24 protein-coding genes are annotated in these 22,456 nt (G+C 69.4%); 10 read left to right on the top strand and 14 right to left on the bottom strand.

Features of this window, described 5'->3' with window-relative positions; all coding sequences use genetic code 11:
- Window positions 1-7 precede the first annotated feature (7 nt).
- Window positions 8-259, top strand: coding sequence for a hypothetical protein (locus tag AB0436_RS22940; protein ID WP_366469808.1), 252 nt, complete (start codon window positions 8-10; stop codon window positions 257-259).
- 169 nt (window positions 260-428) lie between these two features.
- Window positions 429-1,985 carry an ABC transporter substrate-binding protein gene (locus AB0436_RS22935; RefSeq protein ID WP_366469807.1) on the top strand — a complete coding sequence of 519 codons (1,557 nt, stop codon included), beginning with the start codon at window positions 429-431 and terminating at the stop codon, window positions 1,983-1,985.
- 16 nt (window positions 1,986-2,001) lie between these two features.
- On the opposite strand, the gene AB0436_RS22930 is transcribed toward AB0436_RS22935, so the two are convergent.
- The 9 genes from AB0436_RS22930 to AB0436_RS22890 all read right to left on the bottom strand — a co-directional run bounded on the left by AB0436_RS22930 (window position 2,002) and on the right by AB0436_RS22890 (window position 8,375).
- On the bottom strand, window positions 2,002-2,706 hold the full coding sequence (locus AB0436_RS22930; protein WP_366469806.1) for a TetR family transcriptional regulator: 705 nt from the start codon (window positions 2,704-2,706) through the stop codon (window positions 2,002-2,004).
- A gap of 11 nt (window positions 2,707-2,717) precedes the next feature.
- Entirely contained in the window at window positions 2,718-3,110 is a 393-nt protein-coding gene (locus AB0436_RS22925) for a DUF393 domain-containing protein (protein ID WP_366469805.1), read from the bottom strand.
- Window positions 3,111-3,116: 6 nt separating this feature from the next.
- A complete protein-coding gene (locus AB0436_RS22920; RefSeq protein WP_366469804.1) occupies window positions 3,117-3,524 on the bottom strand; it encodes a hypothetical protein in 408 nt (135 codons plus the stop codon).
- A gap of 87 nt (window positions 3,525-3,611) precedes the next feature.
- A complete protein-coding gene (locus AB0436_RS22915; protein WP_366469803.1) occupies window positions 3,612-4,130 on the bottom strand; it encodes a hypothetical protein in 519 nt (172 codons plus the stop codon).
- Between the two features lie 138 nt (window positions 4,131-4,268).
- The gene (locus AB0436_RS22910) at window positions 4,269-5,063 is read right to left on the bottom strand and encodes a succinate dehydrogenase iron-sulfur subunit (protein ID WP_365851642.1); all 795 of its coding nucleotides are present in this window, start codon (window positions 5,061-5,063) and stop codon (window positions 4,269-4,271) included.
- A complete protein-coding gene (gene sdhA / locus AB0436_RS22905; protein WP_365851641.1) occupies window positions 5,063-6,817 on the bottom strand; it encodes a succinate dehydrogenase flavoprotein subunit in 1,755 nt (584 codons plus the stop codon). Before sdhA ends, AB0436_RS22910 begins: the two co-directional genes overlap by 1 nt.
- A 25-nt stretch (window positions 6,818-6,842) precedes the next feature.
- The gene (locus AB0436_RS22900) at window positions 6,843-7,319 is read right to left on the bottom strand and encodes a succinate dehydrogenase hydrophobic membrane anchor subunit (RefSeq protein ID WP_366469802.1); all 477 of its coding nucleotides are present in this window, start codon (window positions 7,317-7,319) and stop codon (window positions 6,843-6,845) included.
- A gap of 7 nt (window positions 7,320-7,326) precedes the next feature.
- Window positions 7,327-7,707, bottom strand: a complete 381-nt coding sequence (sdhC, locus tag AB0436_RS22895; RefSeq protein ID WP_365851639.1) for a succinate dehydrogenase, cytochrome b556 subunit — start codon at window positions 7,705-7,707, stop codon at window positions 7,327-7,329.
- A 170-nt stretch (window positions 7,708-7,877) separates the two neighbouring features.
- Window positions 7,878-8,375, bottom strand: coding sequence for a 2-oxo-4-hydroxy-4-carboxy-5-ureidoimidazoline decarboxylase (locus AB0436_RS22890; RefSeq protein ID WP_366470036.1), 498 nt, complete (start codon window positions 8,373-8,375; stop codon window positions 7,878-7,880).
- 364 nt (window positions 8,376-8,739) lie between these two features.
- On the opposite strand from AB0436_RS22890, the gene AB0436_RS22885 reads away from it, so the two are divergent.
- Both AB0436_RS22885 and AB0436_RS22880 read left to right on the top strand, forming a co-directional pair.
- A complete protein-coding gene (locus AB0436_RS22885) occupies window positions 8,740-10,356 on the top strand; it encodes a glycoside hydrolase family 20 protein (RefSeq protein WP_366469801.1) in 1,617 nt (538 codons plus the stop codon).
- Between the two features lie 53 nt (window positions 10,357-10,409).
- A complete protein-coding gene (locus tag AB0436_RS22880) occupies window positions 10,410-10,664 on the top strand; it encodes a hypothetical protein (protein WP_366469800.1) in 255 nt (84 codons plus the stop codon).
- A 10-nt stretch (window positions 10,665-10,674) separates the two neighbouring features.
- Here the strand turns inward: AB0436_RS22880 and AB0436_RS22875 are convergent, their stop codons facing one another.
- Together AB0436_RS22875 and AB0436_RS22870 are read right to left on the bottom strand one after the other, a co-directional pair.
- Window positions 10,675-10,908, bottom strand: coding sequence for a hypothetical protein (locus AB0436_RS22875; RefSeq protein WP_366469799.1), 234 nt, complete (start codon window positions 10,906-10,908; stop codon window positions 10,675-10,677).
- 8 nt (window positions 10,909-10,916) lie between these two features.
- Window positions 10,917-11,612 (bottom strand): TNT domain-containing protein, encoded by a 696-nt coding sequence (locus AB0436_RS22870; protein WP_366469798.1) that lies wholly within the window; start codon window positions 11,610-11,612, stop codon window positions 10,917-10,919.
- 283 nt (window positions 11,613-11,895) lie between these two features.
- Here AB0436_RS22870 and AB0436_RS22865 point away from each other — a divergent pair, with 283 nt between their 5' ends.
- The 3 genes from AB0436_RS22865 (at window position 11,896) to AB0436_RS22855 (ending at window position 14,454) form a co-directional block, all read left to right on the top strand.
- Window positions 11,896-12,372, top strand: coding sequence for a lamin tail domain-containing protein (locus AB0436_RS22865; protein WP_366469797.1), 477 nt, complete (start codon window positions 11,896-11,898; stop codon window positions 12,370-12,372).
- A gap of 325 nt (window positions 12,373-12,697) precedes the next feature.
- Window positions 12,698-13,357 carry an RNA polymerase sigma factor gene (locus AB0436_RS22860; RefSeq protein WP_366469796.1) on the top strand — a complete coding sequence of 220 codons (660 nt, stop codon included), beginning with the start codon at window positions 12,698-12,700 and terminating at the stop codon, window positions 13,355-13,357.
- Entirely contained in the window at window positions 13,357-14,454 is a 1,098-nt protein-coding gene (locus AB0436_RS22855; protein WP_366469795.1) for a hypothetical protein, read from the top strand. The genes AB0436_RS22860 and AB0436_RS22855 overlap by 1 nt, the downstream gene beginning before the upstream one ends.
- A 179-nt stretch (window positions 14,455-14,633) precedes the next feature.
- Here the strand turns inward: AB0436_RS22855 and AB0436_RS22850 are convergent, their stop codons facing one another.
- Window positions 14,634-15,551: a L,D-transpeptidase family protein gene (locus tag AB0436_RS22850; RefSeq protein WP_366469794.1), complete on the bottom strand. Its 918-nt coding sequence runs from the start codon at window positions 15,549-15,551 to the stop codon at window positions 14,634-14,636.
- Between the two features lie 199 nt (window positions 15,552-15,750).
- Between AB0436_RS22850 and AB0436_RS22845 the strand changes: the two genes are divergently transcribed.
- Window positions 15,751-17,349, top strand: coding sequence for a methylmalonyl-CoA mutase family protein (locus AB0436_RS22845; RefSeq protein ID WP_366469793.1), 1,599 nt, complete (start codon window positions 15,751-15,753; stop codon window positions 17,347-17,349).
- Window positions 17,350-17,409: 60 nt separating this feature from the next.
- Here AB0436_RS22845 and AB0436_RS22840 read toward each other — a convergent pair whose 3' ends face one another.
- Both AB0436_RS22840 and AB0436_RS22835 read right to left on the bottom strand, forming a co-directional pair.
- The gene (locus AB0436_RS22840) at window positions 17,410-18,738 is read right to left on the bottom strand and encodes an alpha-2,8-polysialyltransferase family protein (protein WP_366469792.1); all 1,329 of its coding nucleotides are present in this window, start codon (window positions 18,736-18,738) and stop codon (window positions 17,410-17,412) included.
- On the bottom strand, window positions 18,735-19,718 hold the full coding sequence (locus AB0436_RS22835; protein WP_366469791.1) for a glycosyltransferase family 2 protein: 984 nt from the start codon (window positions 19,716-19,718) through the stop codon (window positions 18,735-18,737). Before AB0436_RS22835 ends, AB0436_RS22840 begins: the two co-directional genes overlap by 4 nt.
- Before the next feature lie 256 nt (window positions 19,719-19,974).
- Here AB0436_RS22835 and AB0436_RS22830 point away from each other — a divergent pair, with 256 nt between their 5' ends.
- Window positions 19,975-21,228 (top strand): DUF6716 putative glycosyltransferase, encoded by a 1,254-nt coding sequence (locus AB0436_RS22830; RefSeq protein WP_366469790.1) that lies wholly within the window; start codon window positions 19,975-19,977, stop codon window positions 21,226-21,228.
- On the top strand, window positions 21,228-22,448 hold the full coding sequence (locus AB0436_RS22825; RefSeq protein ID WP_366469789.1) for an acylneuraminate cytidylyltransferase: 1,221 nt from the start codon (window positions 21,228-21,230) through the stop codon (window positions 22,446-22,448). The genes AB0436_RS22830 and AB0436_RS22825 overlap by 1 nt, the downstream gene beginning before the upstream one ends.
- The last annotated feature ends 8 nt before the right edge of the window (window positions 22,449-22,456 follow it).

Below are 22,456 nucleotides of genomic sequence, written 5' to 3'. Positions count from 1 at the left end.
TGAACGTATGAAGCTCAGCCGACCCGTCTCCTGGTTCCTGCTCGCGTTCGGGGTGTGGAGCTGGTTCATCTGGATCACTTTCGTCAAGAACCTGTGGAAGGACGGCAGCGGGCTCGCCTTCAACGACGCGGGCGACCCGACCGCCTACTTCTGGGTGCATCTGCTGCTCGCCATCACGTCCTTCCTTCTGGGGACGGCGGTGGGCGTGATCGGGTTCCGCGGACTGCGCGCGCTTTCACCCCGGCGCTCCGCGGCATGACCCGCAGGACACGCCGTATGCGTTACCACCCGGGGTGCGTCCAACGAGTTGGCGTCCCGTGGAGATTTTCTCTTCCACTTGTGAATTTCGTGTGGTTGGGTTAGCGCCGACTTTGGTTTGACGCGCGACGATCCGTGCGTCCACAGGGTGGGTTGAGGGGTACAGCACCATGCGTTCGATCCGAATGCGGATTCTGGCAATGTGCGTCGTTCTGGCGTGTGTCGGTATCGGCGCTTGGCAGTTGTTGCCCGACGACGGTGGGAGGAAGGACCCGATCACCATCGGGACCACTGATGTCGTCTCGTCGCTGGACCCGGCCGAGGCTTACGACGCCGGCTCGTGGGCTTTGTACAGCAGCCTTTACCAGTCATTGATGACTTTTGACATCGGGTCGGCCCAGCCGGTTCCGGACGCCGCCCGAAGCTGTGAATTCACTGATAACGCGCTGCGTACATTCACCTGCACCATGCGTGACGATCTGACATTCTCCAACGGTCACAAAGTGACCGCGCAGGACGCGGCGTTCTCGTTCAACCGGGTGCTGAGGATGAAGGACGGTAACGGGCCCGCGCCGCTGTTCGCCACCCTCAAGAACGTCGAGGCGGCGGGCGACAAGGTCACCTTCCACCTCAAGTCCCGGGACGCGACCTTCGCTTCGAAGATCGCCACCGGCGGTGGCGCGATCGTGGACCACACCGAGTACCCCCAGAACAAGGAACGCCCCGGCGACACGGTGGTCGGTTCCGGGCCGTACGTGCTCAAGTCCTACAAGGACGGGGTGAGCGCGCTGCTGGAGCCGAACCCGAAGTACCAGGGCGCCATCAAGAAGACCGGCGTGCCGATCGAGATCCACTACTTCAAGCAGCCGGACCAGCTCGACGCCGCCTGGAAGAACAAGCAAATCGACGTGGCCCACCGGGAGATGCCGCCCGCGATGCTGGCGCAGCTCTCCCCGGGTGACCCGAACGCCCACGTCACCGAGGCCACCGGCAGCGAGATCCGCAACCTGGTCTTCAATGTGCGCAAGAGCGCGGCGCTGGCCGACACCGAGGTGCGCAGGGCCGCGGCCCTCCTGGTCGACCGGGCGCAGATCGCCGAGCAGGTGTACAGCGGCACGGTGGAGCCGCTCTACTCGCTGATCCCGCAGGGCTTCACCGGCCACAGCACCGCCTTCTTCGACGCGTACCCGAAGGTCGACGTCACGAAGGCCGGGCAGCTGCTGCGGGACGCCGGGGTGCAGACCCCGGTGAAGTTCAGCATGGCGTACTCACGGACCAGCGTCACCGACGCCGAGGCCGCGCTGCTGAAGAAGCAGCTGGACGCCGGGGGTCTCTTCAAGGTCAAGCTGGTCGGCATGACCGACTGGACGAAGTTCCAGGACGGCTACAAGGCCGGCAAGTTCGACGCGTACACCGTCGGCTGGATCGCGGACTACCCGGATGCCGACAACTACTCCCAGCCGCTCATCGGCACCGGCAACAGCCTCTACAACGGCTACAGCAACAAGCAGGTCGACAAGCTGATCAGCCAGACCCAGCAGTACACGGACCGCGGCCGTACCGCCGAGGATTTCAAGTCGATGCAGGACGTGGTGGCCGACGACGTGCCGGTGATCCCGCTGTGGCAGCGCAAGGACTATGTGCTGTCGAACAACGACGTTTCGGGGGCGCAGTACCTCTCGGACGGGACCGGGGTCTGGCGCATCTGGGAACTGGGCTGGCTGTAGGGCCGGCTCCCGGGCCTCAGGGCCGCTTGCGGGCGGCGGCGGTTTCCGCCATGCCGGGCAGGAAGTCGGTGAACAGTTCGTGCACCTCGTGCACCAACGGTCGCAGCACCCGGAACCGCGCGAGCGCGATGCCCCGCGTGGTGAGCCGCGCCCCCCGGCCCGCGAGCCGGCGGGTCCGTTCGCGGTCGGGCGAGCGGTCGAAGACCCAGTAGAGGACCAGGCCCATCTGGGACAGCCACATCAGCTCGGGGAGCACGTCCACCAGATCCGCGGGCACCTTCGCCTTGGCGCCTGCGAGGACTTCCCGGTGGATGGAGATGGCCGCCTCCCGGGCGGGCTCCGACTGGGTGGAGAAGGGGCTGAGCGGACTCTCCGGATCGGCCGCGTTCTTGAAGAACTGCGCGGCGAACTCGTGGTACGGCGAGGCGACTTCCACCCACGCGGTCAGCACCCCGGCGAGCCGGGTCTCCAGGTCCGTCTCGTGGTCCAGCACCTTGCGCACCGCGGCCCGGTGCTCGGCGCCGATCCGGTCGTAGAAGCCCTGGACCAGGTGCTCCTTGCTGGAGAAGTAGTAATACGCGTTCCCGACGGAGACTCCGGCCTCCTGGGCGATGGCCCGCATGGTCGTCTTGTCGTAACCGCGCTCCTGGAAGAGCCGGAGCGCGGTTTCGAGGATGAGCGTGCGGGTCTGCTCGCTCTTGGGGGCCTTCGCTGCTGTCACGGTGACCGAGCCTAGCCGGGGATCTCGCACCGTTCACCGCAGGGCGGTGCGGTGACGTCCCGGTACTTCGCCGCGGACAGCATGGCGACCCGGACGAACGGTGCCCCGGCCGGGGTGGCGAGCCAGTTGGCCTTGGCCCGGTGGCCGGCCAGGGCCCAGAGGCACACGATCCAGGCGGCGGGTCCCCGGTAGATCTGGCCCCGGTCACCGATCACGGTGATCTCCTCCAGCGTGGCCCGGTGGTCGATCCCGGGGAAGCGTGCCATGGCCTCGGCGGAGGCCGCCGGAACCAGTTGCAGGGGTACGAGCTGCGGTTGACGCAACAGCCAGTGCCGCAGGTGGACACAGAGCGGACACTGCGCGTCGTACAGCACGGTCAGTCCGGTGACCGGGATCCCGCCCACCGCCGCTCAGACCCCGGGGGTCGGCGCGACCCAGCCCTGCGGGGCCACCGGCGGGGTCTGCTCGCGGTCCATGATCCCGCGCCGGCGGAACTTGTTCAGTGCGTAGACATTGCCGAGGTGCATCCCACCGAGGACGAGCAGCACCACGCCCAGCTTCCTCGACAGCGCCTCGAAGACTCCCCGGGCGTCGGTGATGGTGGTGTCGTCCTGGAGGTACAGCGCCACAAATCCCAGGTTGACCAGGTAGAAGCCCACCACCAGCAGGTGGTTGACGGCCTCTGCGAGCTTCTCGTTCCCGTGCAGTACGTCCGCCAGGAACACCCGCCCGTTCTTGCTGAGCGTCCGGGCGACCCAGACGGTCAGCGAGACGCTCAGGACGAGATAAACGATGTACGCGACCACTGTGAGGTCCATGCCCCACCCTCCCTTGAACGCGTTCAAAAGCTGATGTCATGGACTGTAGACCTACTTTTGAACATGTTCAAGCGCGGGGTGGGGTCATCACATGGTGCTCAGCGAACGCGCGTAGTTCAGCCGGCCCATGACCAGGTGGAAGGTGTCCGGGCCGGTGGCCGGGACCATGGTCGCGTGGTGGCGGCCACCGCTGGTCACCGTGACCTGGATGAAGCCCACCGTCTTCTTCTCCTTCATGAGGAGGAAGAACAGACCCAGCAGACAGAACACGGCGAAGACGATCGCCAGCACGATGGCGACCGGCGGGATGCGTTCCTCCGTGCGGGACATGTCCGTCGCGTTCCAGACCGAACCGCGCAGCGGCAGGGTGCCGGCCGGCGTGATGACGCCGTCCTGGACGACGGTGATGTCGCCGATGGACACCAGCGGCGCGCCGCCCCCGACGAGGACGGGGAGGCCGGCCGGCTGGGGCGGGATGTACCCGGGGCCCGCGTGCGGATAGCCGTAGCCCGCAGCCTCGTTGGGGTAGCCGTAGCCCGGCGCACCGGGCTGCTGCTGCGGGCCCCACCGGTAGTCCCCCGACGCGTATGGATTCTGCTCGCTCATCCCGCTCCCCGTTTCGTTCTCACGCGTACGACGTTCTCCTGCGTACGGCTACGGGCAAGATCCTGGCACAGCAGGACGCGCCAGGGCCCCGCCGCCCGGTAGCCGGGAGTGCGGGGCCCTGAGGGGACTGCGGAGGCGTCAGAAGCGGCGGGTGATGAGGGCTCGCTTCACTTCCTGGATCGCCTTCGTGACCTCGATACCGCGCGGGCAGGCGTCCGTGCAGTTGAACGTGGTGCGGCAACGCCACACGCCGTCCTTGTCGTTGAGGATCTCGAGACGCTGCTCGCCGCCCTCGTCACGCGAGTCGAAGATGAAACGGTGCGCGTTCACGATCGCGGCCGGACCGAAGTACTGGCCGTCGTTCCAGAACACCGGGCAGGAAGAGGTGCAGGCCGCGCAGAGGATGCACTTCGTGGTGTCGTCGAAACGCTCCCGGTCCTCGGCGGACTGCAGACGCTCACGCGTCGGCTCGTTGCCCTTGGTGATCAGGAAGGGCATCACGTCGCGGTACGCCTGGAAGAACGGGTCCATGTCGACCACCAGGTCCTTGAGGACCGTGAGGCCCTTGATGGCCTCGATGGTGATCGGCTTCGACACGCCGTTCTTGTCCGGCGCCGTGATGTCCTTGATCAGCGTCTTGCAGGCGAGCCTGTTCTTGCCGTTGATCCGCATCGCGTCGGAGCCGCAGACCCCGTGCGCGCACGAGCGGCGGAAGGTCAGCGTGCCGTCGAGCTCCCACTTGATCTTGTGGAGAGCGTCGAGCACCCGCTCCTTCGGGTCGATGAGGACCTCGAAGTCCTGCCAGTGCGCCTCGGCGGAGATCTCCGGGTTGAAGCGGCGGATCCGGAAGACGGCCGTGATGAACGGGGCGTCGGCGAAGCCCGCCTCCGGCTTGCCCGCCGGGGTGGCCTTGTCCATGGTCGGGGTAGCCATCAGTACTTACGCTCCATCGGCTGGTAGCGGGTCTGGACGACCGGCTTGTAGTCGAGCCGGATCGACTCGGAGCCGTCGTCGCCCACCTCGCGGTACGCCATGGTGTGGCGCATGAAGTTGACGTCGTCGCGGTTCGGGAAGTCCTCGCGGTAGTGACCGCCGCGGGACTCCTTGCGCGCCAGGGCGGAGGTCGCCATGACCTCGGCGAGGTCGAGCAGGTTGCCCAGCTCGATCGCCTCGAGGAGGTCGGTGTTGAAGCGTTTGCCCTTGTCCTGGACGGACACGTTCAGGTAGCGCTCGCGCAGCTCGGCGATCTTCTCGACCGCGGTCTTGATCGTCTGCTCGGTGCGGAACACCATCACATTGGCGTCCATGCACTCCTGGAGCTCCGTACGCAGCACCGAGACCCGCTCGGTGCCGGTGGAGTTGCGCAGCCGCTCGACCTTGGCCTCGACCAGCGACGCCGGGTCATCGGGAAGCGCGACGAAGTCGTTCTTCGCGGAGTACTCGGCGGCCGCGATGCCCGACCTGCGCCCGAAGACGTTGATGTCCAGCAGCGAGTTGGTACCCAGGCGGTTGGCGCCGTGCACCGACACGCAGGCGACCTCGCCGGCGGCGTACAGACCGGGAACGATCGTGGTGTTGTCCGCGAGGACCTCACCCTGGACGTTCGTCGGGATGCCGCCCATGGCGTAGTGCGCGGTGGGCTGGATCGGGATCGGGTCGGTGTACGGCTCGATGCCCAGGTAGGTGCGCGCGAACTCCGTGATGTCCGGGAGCTTGGCGTCCAGCTGCTCCGGCGGGAGGTGCGTGAGGTCGAGGTAGACGTGGTCGCCCGCGGGTCCGCAGCCACGGCCCTCGCGGATCTCCGTGTAGATGGAGCGCGATACGACGTCGCGGGACGCGAGGTCCTTCATCACCGGCGCGTACTTCTCCATGAAGCGCTCGCCGTCCTTGTTGCGGAGGATGCCGCCCTCACCGCGGGCGCCCTCCGTCAGCAGGATGCCCATACGCCAGATGCCCGTCGGGTGGAACTGGAAGAACTCCATGTCCTCCAGGGGCAGGCCGCGGCGGTAGCAGGCGGCCTGGCCGTCACCGGTCAGGGTGTGCGCGTTCGAGGTGACCTTGAAGAACTTGCCGGTGCCGCCGGACGCGTAGATCACCGACTTCGACTGGAAGACGTGGATCTCGCCGGTCGCCAGCTCATAGGCGACGACGCCGGCGGAGGTCTTCACGCCGTCGACCTCGACGAGGAGCTGGTCGAGGACGTAGAACTCGTTGAAGAACTCCACACCCTCCTTGACGCAGTTCTGGTACAGCGTCTGGAGGATCATGTGGCCGGTGCGGTCCGCGGCGTAGCACGCGCGGCGGACCGGGGCCTCACCGTGGTTGCGGGAGTGACCGCCGAAACGCCGCTGGTCGATCTCGCCGGCGGGCGTGCGGTTGAACGGCAGGCCCATCTTCTCCAGGTCGAGGACCGCGTCGATGGCCTCCTTCGCGAGGATCTCGGCGGCGTCCTGGTCGACCAGGTAGTCGCCGCCCTTGATCGTGTCGAAGGTGTGCCACTCCCAGTTGTCCTCCTCGACGTTGGCGAGGGCGGCGGCCATGCCGCCCTGCGCTGCGCCGGTGTGGGAGCGGGTCGGGTACAGCTTCGTCAGCACGGCGGTGCGGCTGCGCTTCGTCGACTCGATGGCCGCGCGCATGCCGGCGCCGCCGGCGCCGACGATGACGGTGTCGTACTTGTGGATCTTCATGTGAAAGCGCCTCGGTCCCGGGCTTCTATCGGATGTTCGGGTCGAAGGTGAAGATCACCAGCGTGCCCAGCAGGATGGTGAACACCGTGGCGGTGTACAGCAGGCCCTTGAGCCACAGGCGCGTGTTGACGCGCTCCGCGTAGTCGTTGATGACGGTACGCAGGCCGTTGGCGCCGTGCAGCATCGCCAGCCACAGCATCAGCAGATCCCAGACCTGCCAGAACGGCGAGGCCCAGCGGCCTGCCACGAAAGCGAAGCCGATCTTGGTCACGCCGCCGTCGAGCACCAGCTGGATGAGCAGGTGGCCGAGGACGAGGACGACCAGGACGATGCCGGAGAGGCGCATGAAGAGCCACGCGTACATCTCGAAGTTGCCGCGAGTGGTCTTCGGCGTCTTCTTGGTGCGCGCGCGGGGGGCCTCGATGAGCGGGGCCGGGTGGTCGGCGTCGTAGAGCGGAACGCCCTCGACGGGGCCGACAGCGGCGGAGGTCTCAGTAGACATTCAGTCCTCAGCTCCCGAACAGTTCACGTGCGGCGTGCCCGAGCACGGGGTAGATCGCCCCGATCAGCAGCACGACCCAGATGCCCACGACAGACCACAGCATCTGCTTCTGGTAGCGCGGGCCCTTGGACCAGAAGTCCACGGCGATGATGCGCAAACCGTTCAGAGCGTGGAAGAGGATCGCTGCGACAAGGCCGTACTCGAGAAGCCCCACGATCGGCGTCTTGTAAGTAGCGATGACCTTGTCGTAGGCCTCGGGGGAGACACGGACGAGAGCAGTGTCCAGGACGTGTACGAACAGGAAGAAGAAAATGAGGACACCGGTGACTCGATGAGCCACCCAGGACCACATGCCTTCCCGGCCGCGGTACAGCGTTCCAGCCGGCACGGAAAAACCCTCCGGGAGCGGGGATGGGGGTCATGCCGCCAACGTCTGCTCGGCAAGAGCAGTGCTGTGTCGGTCTGGCCCGGCCGGGTACGGTCCACCGGCCCTGGCCATCGTAGCGACGAGTTGTCGGTTCACTCGCCCGGGGTCCTCCGGTGTGATCAAACAGGCAATCAAACAGCCACGGACGGGCTACCCGGGTGGCCGACATCCGCGACAAGACGGGCAATTCGCCCTCGGACGAGGCGGCGCAGCTCCTCGGCGGCGACCGATCGCTCCTCATCCGGCTCGTTTGCCAGCCGCGAACGGATGCCGGCGAGTACCTGGTCGAGGTGCTCGGCGGGCCGGAAGTCGTCGAGGCAGATCACGAAAGCGTGACCGAAGCGGCTTTCGTAAGCGGCGCGGGCGGCGCGAAGGGCGGTGTGCGCGGCCGGAGGCCCGTCGTGGAACTCGTGGGGCAGCCCGGAGGTGGACTCCGCGGCCAGCGCCGGCGTGAGCTCGGCGGGGGACAGGTCGTAACCCGCCTCGTCGGACGCGGCGAGCAGCGCGAACACATCCGGGTAGGGGCGATGCGCGGCGACCCGCTCGGCCCAGCGGCGGCTGCCGCAGCAGGCGAACAGGGCGTCCTCGGTGATGTCGCGCGGTGCGGTGTTGAACCCTGCGAGTCCCAGCGGTCCACCGGACCGGAGGTGGGTCTGCGCCGGGTGCGGCGGAGTGCTGTGGGGCTGCGAACCACGCGCCGACAGGCTGTGCGGTTGGGTCGGCACGGCGACGCGAGCCGGGCCGCGCTTCGTGTGGTGGAGTGTCGGCGGGCGCAGCGGCGGACCGGCAGGGGACTCGCTGGACAGCGTGAACTCCTCGGACACGACGACAACGTGGTCAGTACTGAGGTTATCGGGACTGAGGTTATCGAGGCGGAGAGTTACGCGTCCGACGGATGCGCGATTTTCACTCGGAAGGCAGAGTTTCGCGGCGTGTGATGGACGCGGGCGTCGAACTTTCGCCCTACCTTCGCAGCACATGGGAGGTTTCTGCATGATCAGGAAGCTGAATCGATCGGCCGGCCTGGGCACCGGGGTGCTGGTCGCCGCCGCCGTCGTCCTGGCCGCCGTGGTCTGGCCCGACGACGACACGACCGGCGGCAGCGCTCCCGCGAGCGCCGGACCCGCCGGCTCCTCCTCGTCGGCTTCCGCCACGTCACGGGTGTATCCGCTGTCCGGGGCGCCACGGACCATCCCGTCAGTACGCGAACACGGCCCCGCCCGCGGTCCCGGGTGGCAACCGGGCCCCCGCTCCCGGGTGCTGGTGGACCGCGGCAGCAAGGGGCTGACCGACGAGGGCCGGCTGCTCGCGCACGAGCTGAAACTGGGATACGCGTACGGCGGCACACCGCGTCCGGGCGACATCGAGCTCGCCCTGCAGCCGGATCCCAAGGGCGCCCCCGAGTCGTACACCCTGTCCGCCCGCGACCACCGGGTCCGTATCACCGGGCCGGACGAGGCCGGAGTCTTCTACGGGACGCGCACCGTGAAACAGTCGGTGCGCGCCGACGGGAAGGTGCCCGAGGGCGTCGTGCACGACCGGCCGGACCGCCCGCAGCGCGGGCTCAACCTCGACATCGCCCGCAAGTCCTTCACCGCCGGCTGGATCGAGGACCGGCTGCGCGAAGCGGCCGATCTCAAACTCAACGAGCTGGGTCTGCACTTCTCCGACGACCAGGGCTTCCGCATCGCCTCGGAATCGCACCCCGAGGTGGTATCGGCGCAGCACCTCACGAAGCCCGAGGTCCGCAGGATCGTCGCCCTCGCCACCAGCCTGCACATCGCCGTGATCCCGGAGATCGACTCACCGGGACATCTGGGCGCGGTGATCAAGGCCCACCCGGATCTCCAGCTGAAGGACGCCTCCGGGGCGCCGACCCGCGGCGCCGTCGACGTGTCGAACCCGGCGGCGGCCCGCATCGTGGACGATCTGCTGCACGAGTACGCCGGGCTCTTCTCGCCGCCGGGCGGCCACGCCGCGTACTGGCACCTCGGCGGCGACGAGTACCGCGCGCTGACCGTCAGGGATCCCGAGACCTCCTACCCCCGGCTGGCCGACCAGGCGCACCGGAAGTACGGGCCGCGCGCCCGGGTGCAGGACCTGGCGACGGGCTGGCTGAACGACCGGGCCGCGGTGGTGCGTCCGTATGCCAAGCAGCTCAAAGCCTGGAACGACGGGTTCTTCCGCGACGGTGCGGTCAAGGCCGACCCGTCCATCGAGGTCGAGTACTGGACGGGCAAGGAGTACAGCGCCCGGCAGCCGGAGGAGTACCTGAGCGCGGGGCGGCGGGTGGTGAACCTCAACGACGAGTACCTCTACTACGTGCTCGGCGAGCCGAACGACTTCACCTACCCGACCGGCCGCCGCATCTACGAGCAGTGGACCCCCCGGGTGCTGCGCGGCACCCGGCCGGTGCCGGCGAAGTACGCGCATCTCATCCAGGGCGCCCGGTTCGCCGTCTGGTGCGACCACGCGGACGCGCAGACGCCCGCGCAGATCGCGGCCGGCATCCGGATGCCGCTGCGGGCGATGGCCCAGAAGCTGTGGAATCCGGAGAAACCGTCGCTGACCTGGCAGCAGTTCGGCGCCCTGGCGTCGAAGCTGAGCTGATCCACCTGGCCATTCGGCAGGCGGCGGCGGCCCGGCCGCCTTAGCGTCCAAGGATGGACTTCAATATCACCGCGGAGGACGAGGCACTCCTGCTGCGTATCCGTGAGCACCTGCAGGCCGGTAACCGGCCCCGGGAGGACGAGCTGGTGGCCGAGCTCGGTGACGACGTACGCGCCCAGGTGCGCAGCCTCGGCAGGCGCGGCTGGCTCGTCGTCCGGCCCGTGCCCGGAGGTCTGGTCTACGTCGACGGGCTCTCGCCCCTCGCGGAGTCGGCCCTGTCGAACCGCCGCGACGTGGGCGACACATAGACGCATAACGTCACAGCAGCAGCCGCAGCAGCTGCGCGCAGGCGGCCTCTTCACCGGGATGGCGGGCGATGACCTGGGAGGCGCCACGTTCGTAGGCGCCGGTCTCCCACCCCCCGTCGGGGCTCTTCCTGAGGAACAGGAAGTCGACGGGGGTGGGAGCCGGTTCGTGGACGCCTTCGATGCGGTAGTAACCGTCCGGCACGCCCGCCGTGCGCAGCGCGTCCCGCAGTTCCTGGCGGTCCATGGGCGGTCCTAATCGATGGCTGGGGGCAGGAGCCGGCCGAGATAGTGGTGCTCCAGCAGCCAGTGGACGTTCAGCCGCTGACCCTCGCCCGGATCCAGGAACATCGCGTCGAGCTTGATCTGCTGACCACCGCCCGGCTGCTCGAACCACGGCGCGATGGAACCCTGCCAGACCCGGAAGGGCTTGGTGACCCGGTAGACGTTGTAGTCGCAGGGCGCCGCGACATCCCGGGTGTTCAGGCTCTGCGGCGGCAGCGCGCGGGCGGCGTAGGCGTCACCGGCGGGCGCCAGGTACGAGCCGTACTCGGAGCCGAAGCGGTCCAGGCGCTGGCCGGTGTGGAGCTTCCTGGGCTCCTTGTCCAGCCGGCCGTTGACCGTGGCGAATCCGTCGTCGGGCGGGTACTTCCACCCGCCGGCGTCCGCGGGCCCCTCCCAGTACTTCTTCAGAAAGGCCCCCGGTGACAGCCTGCCGGTCCGGTGATAGCCGTTCAGCAGCGGCCCCACCGGCGCTTCCCGCTTGGCGGGCAGCCACTTGGGGCCGAGGCGGGCGTCGCCGCGGAACTCGCCGGAACACGGATCGTGGCGGGCGGCGGCCAGGACCGCGGTCCGGTCCGGATGCGGCGGCGCGGCGGCGGTCGCGGCAGGCGCGAGCGCGGTGGCCGCGGTGATGCCGAGCGCGGCGAGTGCGGTGCGGATGCGGTTCACGCAGGATCCCCTCGGAGCTGAGCAGAGCTGGTCGCACCAGAGTGCATCACGCGCAGTGAACGATCAATCACGGTGGGCGCTCAAGCAGATCGGCGCGCCGGGGAGCGCGCGCCGGATGATCTGACGGTGCGTGTTTTGTCCGCTTTCTGTAACACGGCGAAGTTTCTCCGCGCTGAGCGTCGGGGCCGGTCCAGAGTGTGGATGTCCGGCGCGGAGCCGGCTGTTCATCCGCACGATGCGCATCTGCCAACCGGCGTGCGCACGCCCTGATCTGGGGGTTCACATGTCGTCCTTGCCTTCTCTGTCCTCGGGTTCCCGTCTCGCCGCCGCGGTACTGGCGTCAGGGGCCCTGCTGGCCGCGGCCTTCCCGGCGGCGGCCAGTGACCATCACCACCCGGCCCCGCGTCACGAGCGGGCCGCGATCGACCTCAGCGGCGTCCATTTCGAAACCCACCACCGGGGCCAGCGCGCCGACCTGGGCACCGAGTGGATCTCCGTCACCAACAAGACCCATCGGGCGGTCAATCTGAAGAACTGGACGCTGAGCGACTCCCAGCACCACACCTACCGGTTCCACGCGCTGCGTCTGGGCGCGCACAAGTCGGTGAAGGTCCACACCGGCTTCGGACGCGACAACGCACGTAACGTCTACCAGGACCGGCGCTCCAGCGTCTGGGACAAGGCCGGGGACCGGGCCACCCTGCGCGACGCGCGCGGGCATGTGGTCGACACTGTGAGCTGGGGCCGTCGCCACCGCTGACAGCAGGTGGCCCCGGTCGTCAGCCGACTCGTTCGCGGCGCTGCTCGTGCGCGGGCCGCTCGCCGGGATCGAGGGATGACGACCGGGGCCGCCACCCCCCACAGGAGAGGCCCCGGTCGTCATCCGCGGGAGCCGCGGTACGGGTCCCGTATCTCTCTCAGCGCCGGGGATGCGCTTTCTGTCACACCTCCTCAGTTGTTGCGAGTTGTACAAGCCGTGGACGTACGCGGGCTCAGGCCGTAGCGTGACGGTTTGCACACAGTTGGCGCGGCAGTAGTGACCGGCTGGGAATCGGCGACGCAGGGCAGCGGGACAGGTTGAGGAAGTGCTGGGGGACGACGCGGAGCTGACCGCCGCGGTGCTCGCGGCGCAGGACGGGGGCGAAGATGCCTTCCGGACTGTGTACCGCGCTGTGCACCCGCGGCTGCTGGGCTATGTACGGACACTCGTCGGCGAGCCGGACGCCGAAGACGTCGCGTCCGAGGCCTGGCTGCAGATAGCCCGGGACCTGCAGCGCTTCAGCGGCGACGCGGACCGGTTCCGCGGCTGGGCGGCGCGGATAGCCCGCAATCGCGCACTGGATCACATACGGATGCGGGGCAGGCGCCCCGCGGTCGGCGGTGACGAATCGGAACTCGCCGGTGAGCCGGGCGAGTCCGATACCGCCGACGAAGCGATGGAAGCCCTGGCCACCGGCCGCACGATGCGGCTCATCGCCCAGCTTCCGCAGGACCAGGCAGAAGCAGTGGTGCTGCGCGTGGTCGTCGGACTCGACGCGAAGACCGCCGCCAGGACACTCGGCAAGCGCCCCGGTGCGGTACGGACCGCGGCGCACCGCGGACTGAAACGGCTCGCGGAACTGCTCGGCCCCGACGCCGGCCAGTACGGACTCGATGCCGTGCCCCCGCAGCGCGCGGCGCGCGAGGAGGCGACAACGGCGGTTGGTGTGACGCATTCACATCGCTGGACGCAGAGGGACATGTGATGCCCGACGAGCGGTGCGAATGGCTCGACAAGGACATGGCTGACCGCCTGCTGGACGGCGGCCCGGTCGGAGCTGTCGACGATCATGCCCGGGCGCAGGCCGCGCGGCTGTATGCCGCGCTGGACGGCGTGGCCCGGCCCGCCGTGCATCCCGAAAACGGCGAGTTCCCGGGCGAGAAGCTCGCGTTGGAGGCATTTCGGCAGGCCAGGGCCGCAGAACCGAATGCCCTCGGTCCGGTACGCCTCGGCGCGCTGTCGGCTCCCTCGTCCCCGGCCGGCGGCCGCTGGCGCAGACCCGTGTGGTTCGGCGTCGCAGCCGCGGTGGCCGGATGCACACTGAGCGGAGTGGCCGTCGCGGCAGGGGCGGGCATGCTGCCCTCGCCCTTCCGGCCGCACGAACCCATGCCCGCCTCATCGGTTTCGGCTGCGGCGACCGCGAGCCCGCCGGCTTCCCCGCCGACGACGGGGGCCGGTACGAGCGCGGCGCCGAACCCCGGCCCCGGGACCCCCGGCTCCGGACAGCCGGGTCGGCAGAGCCCCCCGGGCCGGCCCGACGGTCCGCTGCCCGGCGGTCGACAGGGCAGTCAGCAGCAGGATCCGGGTGCAGAGCACGGCAGCAACGGATCCGGAAAGTCGTCCGCCCCGTCCGACCAGGACCGGACGTCTCCCGGCGGAGCCGTGCACGGGGCCGGCAAGGCGTACCTCCGACTGGTGGCAGCCTGCCGTGACTACCGTGCGGGACACGTCGACGTCGACGGCCGGCAGACGCTGGTGTCCCAAGCCCACGGCGCGTCCAGAATCGCGAAGTTCTGTGACCGGGTGCTCAACGGCCAGAAGAGCGGCAGCAGCGACGGCAGCAGCGATGGTGACCAAGGGAAAGCGTCCTTCGCGCCCGACGTGTCACCCTCCCCGTCGCCTTCGCTCTCCGTCCCCCCGCTCGCTTCGGCCTTCTCCCTCGAGCCCTCCTCGAAGGCTGCGCCGAGCACGTCCGCGAGCACGCCACCGAGCGTGTCACCGAGCGTGTCTTCGAACGCTGCACCGAGCACCGGTCACGGCGGCGGGGCTTCGAACGGTCGGCACGGGCAGACCGAACGGTAGGTGTGACACCGACAGGTGTGACACTTTTCGAGCGCCCGGCGCAGTAGAGAGTGAGCCGACTGGTCATCGGCCGCGTGTGAGCCGGGGTTCCCCCCGTACCTTCGGCTCCACGCACCCGGCGCGGGTGGGTTACGTTCCCCCGGACCCACCCGCGCCCCCAATCCCGCCCGTACACGACCTCACCAGTACACGACGACCTTGTCGCCGACCTTCACCTGGGCGAAGAGTGCGGCGATCTTCCCTTCGTCCCGGACGTTGACGCAGCCGTGCGAGGCGCCGTTGTAGCCCCGGGCCGCGAAGTCCGAGGAGTAGTGCACCGCCTGACCGCCGCTGAAGAACATCGCGTACGGCATGGCCGTGTGGTAGATCGTCGAGACGTGATGCCGGCTCTTGAAGTCGACGTGGAAGGTACCTTCCCTGGTCGGTGTGTACTGCGAGCCGAACCGCACGTCCATCGTCGAGAGCACGTGGCCGTCATCGACCCAGCTCAGCGTGCGGCTGGTCTTGCTGATGCACATCACCCGGCCGGTCATACAGCGCGGGTCGAGCTTGCCCCGCTGCTGTCCGCCCGCCGTCCCGTTCAGTTCGTCACGGGTCGGCGTCCTGGTCATGGCAAGCAGCTTCTGCCAGGTGACGGTGTCGGTCCGGCCGGTGGCGGCCAGGCCCCGCTTGGCCTGGAAACCCTGGACCGAAGCGACGGTCACCGGCCCGTAGGTGCCCGTCGGGGTCTCGTCGAACCAGCCGATCTGGCGCAGCCTCGCCTGCAGTTCACGCACCTGCTTGCCGTTGCTGCCCCGGGACATGAGGGTCCTGGGCGTCGCCGCATCGACCGGCTGTTTCGCCGGGGCGGTGGTGGCGGACGCCGCCGGCGTCCCGGCGACCGGCGCGGTCTTCGCGCCGCTTCGTGAGGGGCTGGGCGAGGCGGCCGCCGTGCTGCTGCCCGCCGTACCACTGCTCGGCTTCGCGCTCTTCGCGCTCCGCACGCCTTTGGCGTCCGGCGTCCCCGTGGTCTGCGCCGAACAGCCCGCTGCCACGGCCACGACGGCGGCCGCGGCCAGTGCTCTGCCCAGCAACGTGTCCCGCAATCCGTTCCGCATTTCGGCCCCCTGCTCTCTCCGGTGTATCCAGGGACAGATTCCCGGCCCCGCCGGTTGCGAAAGCCGGGGACACGATCCGGACACGCTGTGAGCAAGGTCCCAGCGTGTAGGTCTCCACCCGCCGCACGCCCGCCGCTACAGTCCGTGGCGAGGGCCGGGACGTACCAGTGGGTAGTTTTTTCAGCGGGAGGCACAGCAGATGGCGCACGAATCCGGCGAAGGACGCATCACCGAGAGTGGGCTCCCGATCGAGCCGGTGTACGGCCCGGACACCCTGGAGGGATGGGACCCGGCCGAGAAGCTCGGTGCGCCGGGGGCGTACCCGTACACCCGTGGTGTGTATCCGTCGATGTACACCGGCCGGCCCTGGACCATGCGCCAGTACGCCGGTTTCGGCACGGCCACCGAGTCCAACGCCCGTTACCGGCAGCTCATCGAGCACGGCACCATGGGCCTCTCGGTCGCCTTCGACCTGCCGACCCAGATGGGGCACGACAGCGACGCCGACATCTCGTCCGGCGAGGTCGGCAAGGTCGGTGTCGCCATCGACTCGATCGACGACATGCGGGTGCTGTTCGGCGGGATTCCGCTGGACAAGGTGTCCACCTCGATGACCATCAACGCCCCGGCTGCGCTGCTGCTGTTGATGTACCAGCTCGTCGGCGAGGAGCAGGGTGTACCGGCCGGCAGGATCACCGGCACGATCCAGAACGACGTGCTGAAGGAGTACATCGCCCGCGGGACGTACATCTTCCCGCCCAAGCCCTCGCTGCGGCTGATCGCGGACATCTTCAAGTACTGCAGGGCCGAGATCCCGAAGTGGAACACCATCTCGATCTCCGGCTACCACATGGCGGAGGCCGGTGCCTCGCCCGCGCAGGAGATCGCCTTCACCCTGGCCGACGGCATCGAATACGTCCGCACGGCCGTCGCGGCGGGGATGGACGTCGACGACTTCGCGCCCCGCCTCTCCTTCTTCTTCGTCTCGCGCACGACCATCCTCGAGGAGGTCGCCAAGTTCCGTGCGGCGCGCCGGATCTGGGCGAAGGTGATGCGCGACGATTTCGGTGCGAAGAACCCGAAGTCACTGATGCTGCGCTTCCACACCCAGACCGCGGGCGTGCAGCTCACCGCCCAGCAGCCCGAGGTCAATCTGGTGCGGGTCGCCGTGCAGGGGCTCGCCGCGGTCCTCGGCGGCACGCAGTCGCTGCACACCAACTCCTTCGACGAGGCCATCGCGCTGCCGACCGACAAGTCCGCCCGGCTGGCCCTGCGCACCCAGCAGGTCCTCGCCTACGAGACCGACGTGACCGCCACCGTCGACCCGTTCGCCGGCTCGTACGTGGTGGAGCGGATGACGGACGAGGTGGAGGAGGCGGCGCTCGCGCTGATGGAGCGGGTCGAGGACCTGGGCGGCGCGGTGGCCGCGATCGAGAACGGCTTCCAGAAGGGCGAGATCGAGCGCAACGCCTACCGCGTCGCCCAGGAGACCGACAGCGGCGAGCGGGTCGTGGTCGGCGTCAACCGCTACCAGCTGGACGCCGAGGAACCTTACGAGCCGCTGCGCGTGGACCCCGCGATCGAGGCCCAGCAGGCGGCGCGGCTGGCCGCGCTGCGCGCCGACCGGGACCAGCCGGCCGTCGATGCGGCGCTCACCGAGCTGAAGAAGGCGGCTGCGGGCACGGACAACGTGCTGTATCCGATGAAGGACGCACTCAGGGCACGCGCCACGGTCGGCGAGGTCTGCAACGCGCTGCGCGAGGTGTGGGGGACCTACGTGCCGACCGACGCGTTCTGAGCGGTCCCGCCGCGGCCCCGCACCGGGGGCCGTGGCCGCGGCGGGAGCGGCCACGGGAGGTCATCCCAGGGCGATCCTCTTGAGCGAACGCGCCCGCCGGGCGACCCGCCGTACCGTCGCGTTGCGCGGGATGAAGGCCAACTGCGCCGGTACCCCGCCCGGCAGCCCGAGCACCGTCAGTCTGCGCCGCTTGAAGTAGCGCCAGGTGTGGTCGTCGAGATGAGCGGCGAGATACGCCTCGGCGGCCGGCCGCAGGTCCGGTCGCAGCTGCGGCTGCATCGCGAAGCCGACGGCCGCGACCAGGCCCGGCAGCTCGTCGGCGGGCGTGGCGGTGTCGCCCGCCGGCTCCGGCAGCAGCGCGTCGACGATCGTCACCGGCACCCGGTTGCTGTTCTGATACGGCGCGAGCCGGTCCAGCAGCAGCTCTGTGCCGGTACGGGCGACCGGGATCCGGTAGAAGGCACGTGCCGTCAGCAGCGCCGTCGAGAAGCACCCCACCACCAGCGCGGGACGCACCCGCTCGTACAGCGTCTCCGCGAGCAACGGGCACTCCACCACGGTCAGTTCGACGCCCAGCTGCTCCGCCTCCCGTTCCAGCAGGCGCGACCAGCGGGCCGGGGCCGTCGGGTGCGGTTTGAAGACGATGGTGCGGTGGCCCAGGGCCACCGCACCGCGCAGCATCCGGACATGGAGATCCTCCTCCTCCTGCGGGGTGAGGATCTCCAGAGCCGAGAGGTACTGGCCGAGCAGCAGGGCCGGAGGCTCGGCGCACTCGGGCAGCCCTGTCGCCGATTCGGCCAGCTCGGCCAGCACCTTCAGGAAGGCCGCGGTCGGCACGATCTCCGGTTCCACCCCGAACTCCGCGAGCAGCAACGGCGTCAGACCGGGCACCAGGTCCAGGTGGAGCAGGCCCCGGATCCGTGTCCCGATCAGTGGGTCGATCTTGTTGCGGGTCGGTCCGTACGACATCAGCCCGTCCGCGTACACCGTCACCGGCGCGTCCTGGAACAGCAGGGCGAGCGCCTGCGCCGGGTTGACCTGGATGGACTCGACGACCAGCTCGATCCGGTGGTCACCGAGGTCCCACGCCAGCCTCAACTGCCGTTCCCACAGGGGGACGTCGTCGGGTCGCGGAGACCAGCCTCCGGGGTGCAGCGGAGCGATGGTGGCGTTCCAGGAGAGCACCGCGTCGAACCGGTCGCGTAGCCGGTCGAAGCCGGGCATCTCGTCCAGCGCGGGTGTGGTCTCCGGGACGGCCGCGTTGTTGCCGACCAGCAGCAGGCGCCGTTCGGCGGGGTCGAAGCAGCCGCTGTCGATCGCGGCGGCGAGCGTGGCGGCTCCGTAGAGCGTGGAGGCGTAGAAGATCTGGGTGGTGCGTCCGGGTGTCACGCCGCGACCTCCGCCGTCAGCGGCGCCGGGCGCCTGCGGAGCCTGCGCAGCCGGGAGGCGCGCTGGGTGTCCATCGAGTCGAGGGCGTCGCTCAGCAGGTCCTGCGGCATTCGCTTCAGCGCGGCCGCACTGACGGTGCGCAATTTACGTGCCACAGCTGGTTCGAACCTTTCGATGGAGCCCAAGTGGTGGGAAATGATGGCGCAATAGGTGCGCACCGCTTTGGGGAGCAACAGATCCGCATCGACATCTCTCGACGTATCGTCGATAACCTGGTCGAAAGCGCGAATGAAATCGAGCTGGCGCACGTCGCCGATCTGGGTGAGAGACGAAGCGACGCCCCGGCGGTAGAAGACCCCGAGCAGACTCAGCGCGGCGAACGATTCGGCCTCGCGGTGCAGCCGCCAGATCCAGGGGCGGTCCTCCGCGGTGCGCAGACCGGCGGTGAAGTGCAGCAGCCCACGGTCCAGCAGCTTGCGGTGATACAGCCCGGCCCAGGCGTAGGCGTAGTCGACCGGAGTGGAACGGTCGGCGGGCAGGATGACGTCACGCGGGTTCAGCACCTCCCCGCGCCTGCCGTGCGGCACGCGGTGCACGGACCGGGTGCGGCCCGTGCACTGCACATGGTCGGTACGGACGAAGTCGCAGCCCAGCCCCTCCGCGGCGGCCAGCAGCCGCTCGTAGTACCCGGGTGCCAGCCAGTCGTCGCCGTCGAGGAAGGTGATGTACTCCCCGCGCGCGGCGTCGAGGCCGGTGTTGCGAGCGGTGGCGAGACCTCCGTTCTGCCGGTGTCCGAGGAGGACCGCCCCGGGCAGTTCCCGCGTGGCAGGCTCGAGGATCTCCGGGGTCCCGTCCGTCGAACAGTCGTCGACCAGCAGGAACTCGAAGTCGTCGCGGGCGTTCGCGCGGAGACTTCTGAGGGTGTCGGGGGCGTATGTCTGCACGTTGAAGAACGGCACGATGACGGAGAGCTTGACCACCCGCGTGACGTTAATTTCGCTCCCGGCATTTCCGCTGACCTGTGACGGTACGCAGGGTGAACGACGCGTGGCGGAACAGTGAACCGGATCAGGCACCGGGATTTCTCCCCATCCGGAAGCGTGCTGTTAACCCTTTGTTGCAGTCGAGTTGGGCCGCCGAACGGAATTCCTTTCTACCTTCTTGGGTGTGCCAGTAAGACCATGTCTGCCAGTAAGACCATGTCCTCCACGTGCCGGCAACGCTCTCCGCGTAGCCGTGATCGCCGATTCCGACACCCGTTGGAAATGGGGCGCGCTCACCGCACGCCGTCTCTCCGAACGAGACGTCGACCTCAGCGGTTTTCTGCTGCGCGGCCGGGCCACCCCCACCCCCCGCCAGCTCGCCGAGGTCGGGGCCGGCGTGGACCCGGACGACCTGCGCGAAGTGACCGGCGCCGAGTTCGTCCGCGCGCTCCAGCAGGACACCTACGACGTGGTGATCCTCGCGCTCGTCGGGGGAGCCGTCCAGGCGGTCCTGCACGGGCTGGCCGCCCTGGACCGTCGGCCCGTGGTCGTCACCGGCTATGTCGGCGTCGTCTACGAGAAGCTGGCCGACGGGCTGCTGCTGCGACACGGCGCGGACGTCGTACTCGCCAACTCCCGCCACGACGCGGAGCGGTTCCGCTCGGTCTACGCCGGGGTGGGCGCCGACGCATCGGCGGTCATCGAGACCGCGCTGCCCTTCCTGGGCGGGGCGCCCTACGCTCCGGCGGACGGCCGCGACACGCTGGTCTTCGCCGCGCAGCCCTCCGTACCCGAGTCGCGCGAGGACCGCGGCTATCTGCTGCGCCGCCTCGTCGAGCACGCCAGGCTGCACCCGCGCCGCGAGGTACTGCTGAAACTCCGCTCCCGGCCCGGCGAGCACACCACGCACATCGAGGAACTGCCCTACCAGAAGCTGGCCGAGAAACTCGCCGCCGAACCGCCGCCCAACTTCCGCCTCGTCTACGGGCACATGGGCGAGCTGCTCGACCGCACCGACCTGCTGGTCACCGTCTCGTCGACGGCAGCCCTGGAATCCCTGCACCGGCGCATCCCCACCGTCGTCCTCACCGACCTCGGCGTCCGGGAAGCGCTCGGCAACCACCACTTCATCGGCTCCGGCTGCCTCGCGTCCTGGGACCGACTCGACGCCGGTGAACGCCCCGACGCCGACCCGGTGTGGCTGGCCGGGCAGGGCGTGGCCGCCGACGTGCCGTACGACACGGCCTTCCACGCCGTACGCGAACGGGTCGCCGACCTCCTCGCCCGGCCCGCGCTCCCGCCGATCGCCCCCTACTACACCGCCGCCACCGCGCCCGGCTACCTCCCGGGAATCCTCGCCCGCTACCGCCTCGACACCGCTCCGGCCGGCGAGGTCGCCGGTGTCCGGCGGGTGGTACGTGACGCCCTACGCGATGTGGCGCGCGGCGCCTACCGTCACGGCGTCCAGCGCGTGGCTCCCGTCATCCGCCGCATGGGAGAACTGTGATGCCCACCGCTGTGACACCCACTGCTGTGACACCCAGCGCTGTGACGCCCACCAAAGTGCTGGCCGTGATCCCCGCACGCGGCGGATCCAAGGGCGTACCCGCCAAGAACCTGGCCGCGGTCGGCGGCGTGCCCCTGGTGGTCCGGGCGGTCCGGGCCTGCCTCGGCGCCCGCCTGGTCACCGATGTCGCCGTCTCCACCGACGACGAACGCATCGCGGCCGCGGCCCGGGAGGCCGGCGCCGACGTGGTGCTGCGCCCCGCCGAGATCGCCGGTGACACCGCGACCAGCGAGGCGGCGGTGCTGCACGCCCTGAACGGTTACCCGGGGACGGACGTGGTGCTGCTCGTCCAGTGCACCAGCCCCTTCCTCACCGGGGAGGACATCGACGGGGTCGCCGCGGCGGTCGCCGAGGGCGGTGCGGACACCGCGCACACGGTCGCCGCCACGCACGGCTTCCTGTGGCGGGAAAGCCCGGCGAATGCGGAGGCCGTCGGCGTCAACCACGACAAGGCGAGTAGGCCCCGCCGCCAGGACCGGCCGCAGGACTACCTGGAGACCGGCGCGGCGTACGCGATGAACGCCGCCGGTTTCCGCGCCACCCGGCACCGCTTCTTCGGCCGGACCGCACTGGTCCGTACGGACCCGGCCCGGGTCCTGGAGATCGACGACCCGCACGACCTGGCCCGGGCCCGCGCCCTGGCCCCGCTGCTCGACACCCGGACGCTGCCGAGCCGCGAGGACGTCGACGCGGTGGTCCTCGACTTCGACGGCACCCAGACGGACGACCGGGTCCTCATCGACGCCGAGGGCCACGAGTTCGTCGCCGTGCACCGCGGCGACGGCCTCGGGATCGCCGCCCTCCGTGACACCACGGACCTCAGGCTCCTCATCCTCTCCACCGAACAGAACCCCGTCGTCGCCGCCCGGGCACGCAAACTGCGCGTCCCCGTGCTGCACGGCATCGACCGCAAGGACCTCGCACTCAAGCAGTGGTGCGAAGAACAGGGCGTCGCGCCCGAGCGCGTGCTCTACGTCGGCAACGACGTGAACGACCTGCCGTGCTTCGGCCTCGTCGGCTGGCCCGTCGCGGTCGCCCAGGCACACCACGTCGTACGCGGCGCCGCCCGCGCGGTCACCACCACCCCAGGCGGCGAGGGCGCGATCCGCGAGATCGCCGCCTGGCTCCTGGGCCCCGCCCTCAACACCTCCCACAGCTAAGGACACCC

Source organism: Streptomyces sp. NPDC051322 (assembly GCF_040689485.1).
Taxonomy (GTDB): Bacteria; Actinomycetota; Actinomycetes; order Streptomycetales; family Streptomycetaceae; genus Streptomyces.
The sequence above is the reverse complement of the archived record's forward strand: the minus strand, read 5'-3'. Positions and strand labels throughout refer to the sequence as shown.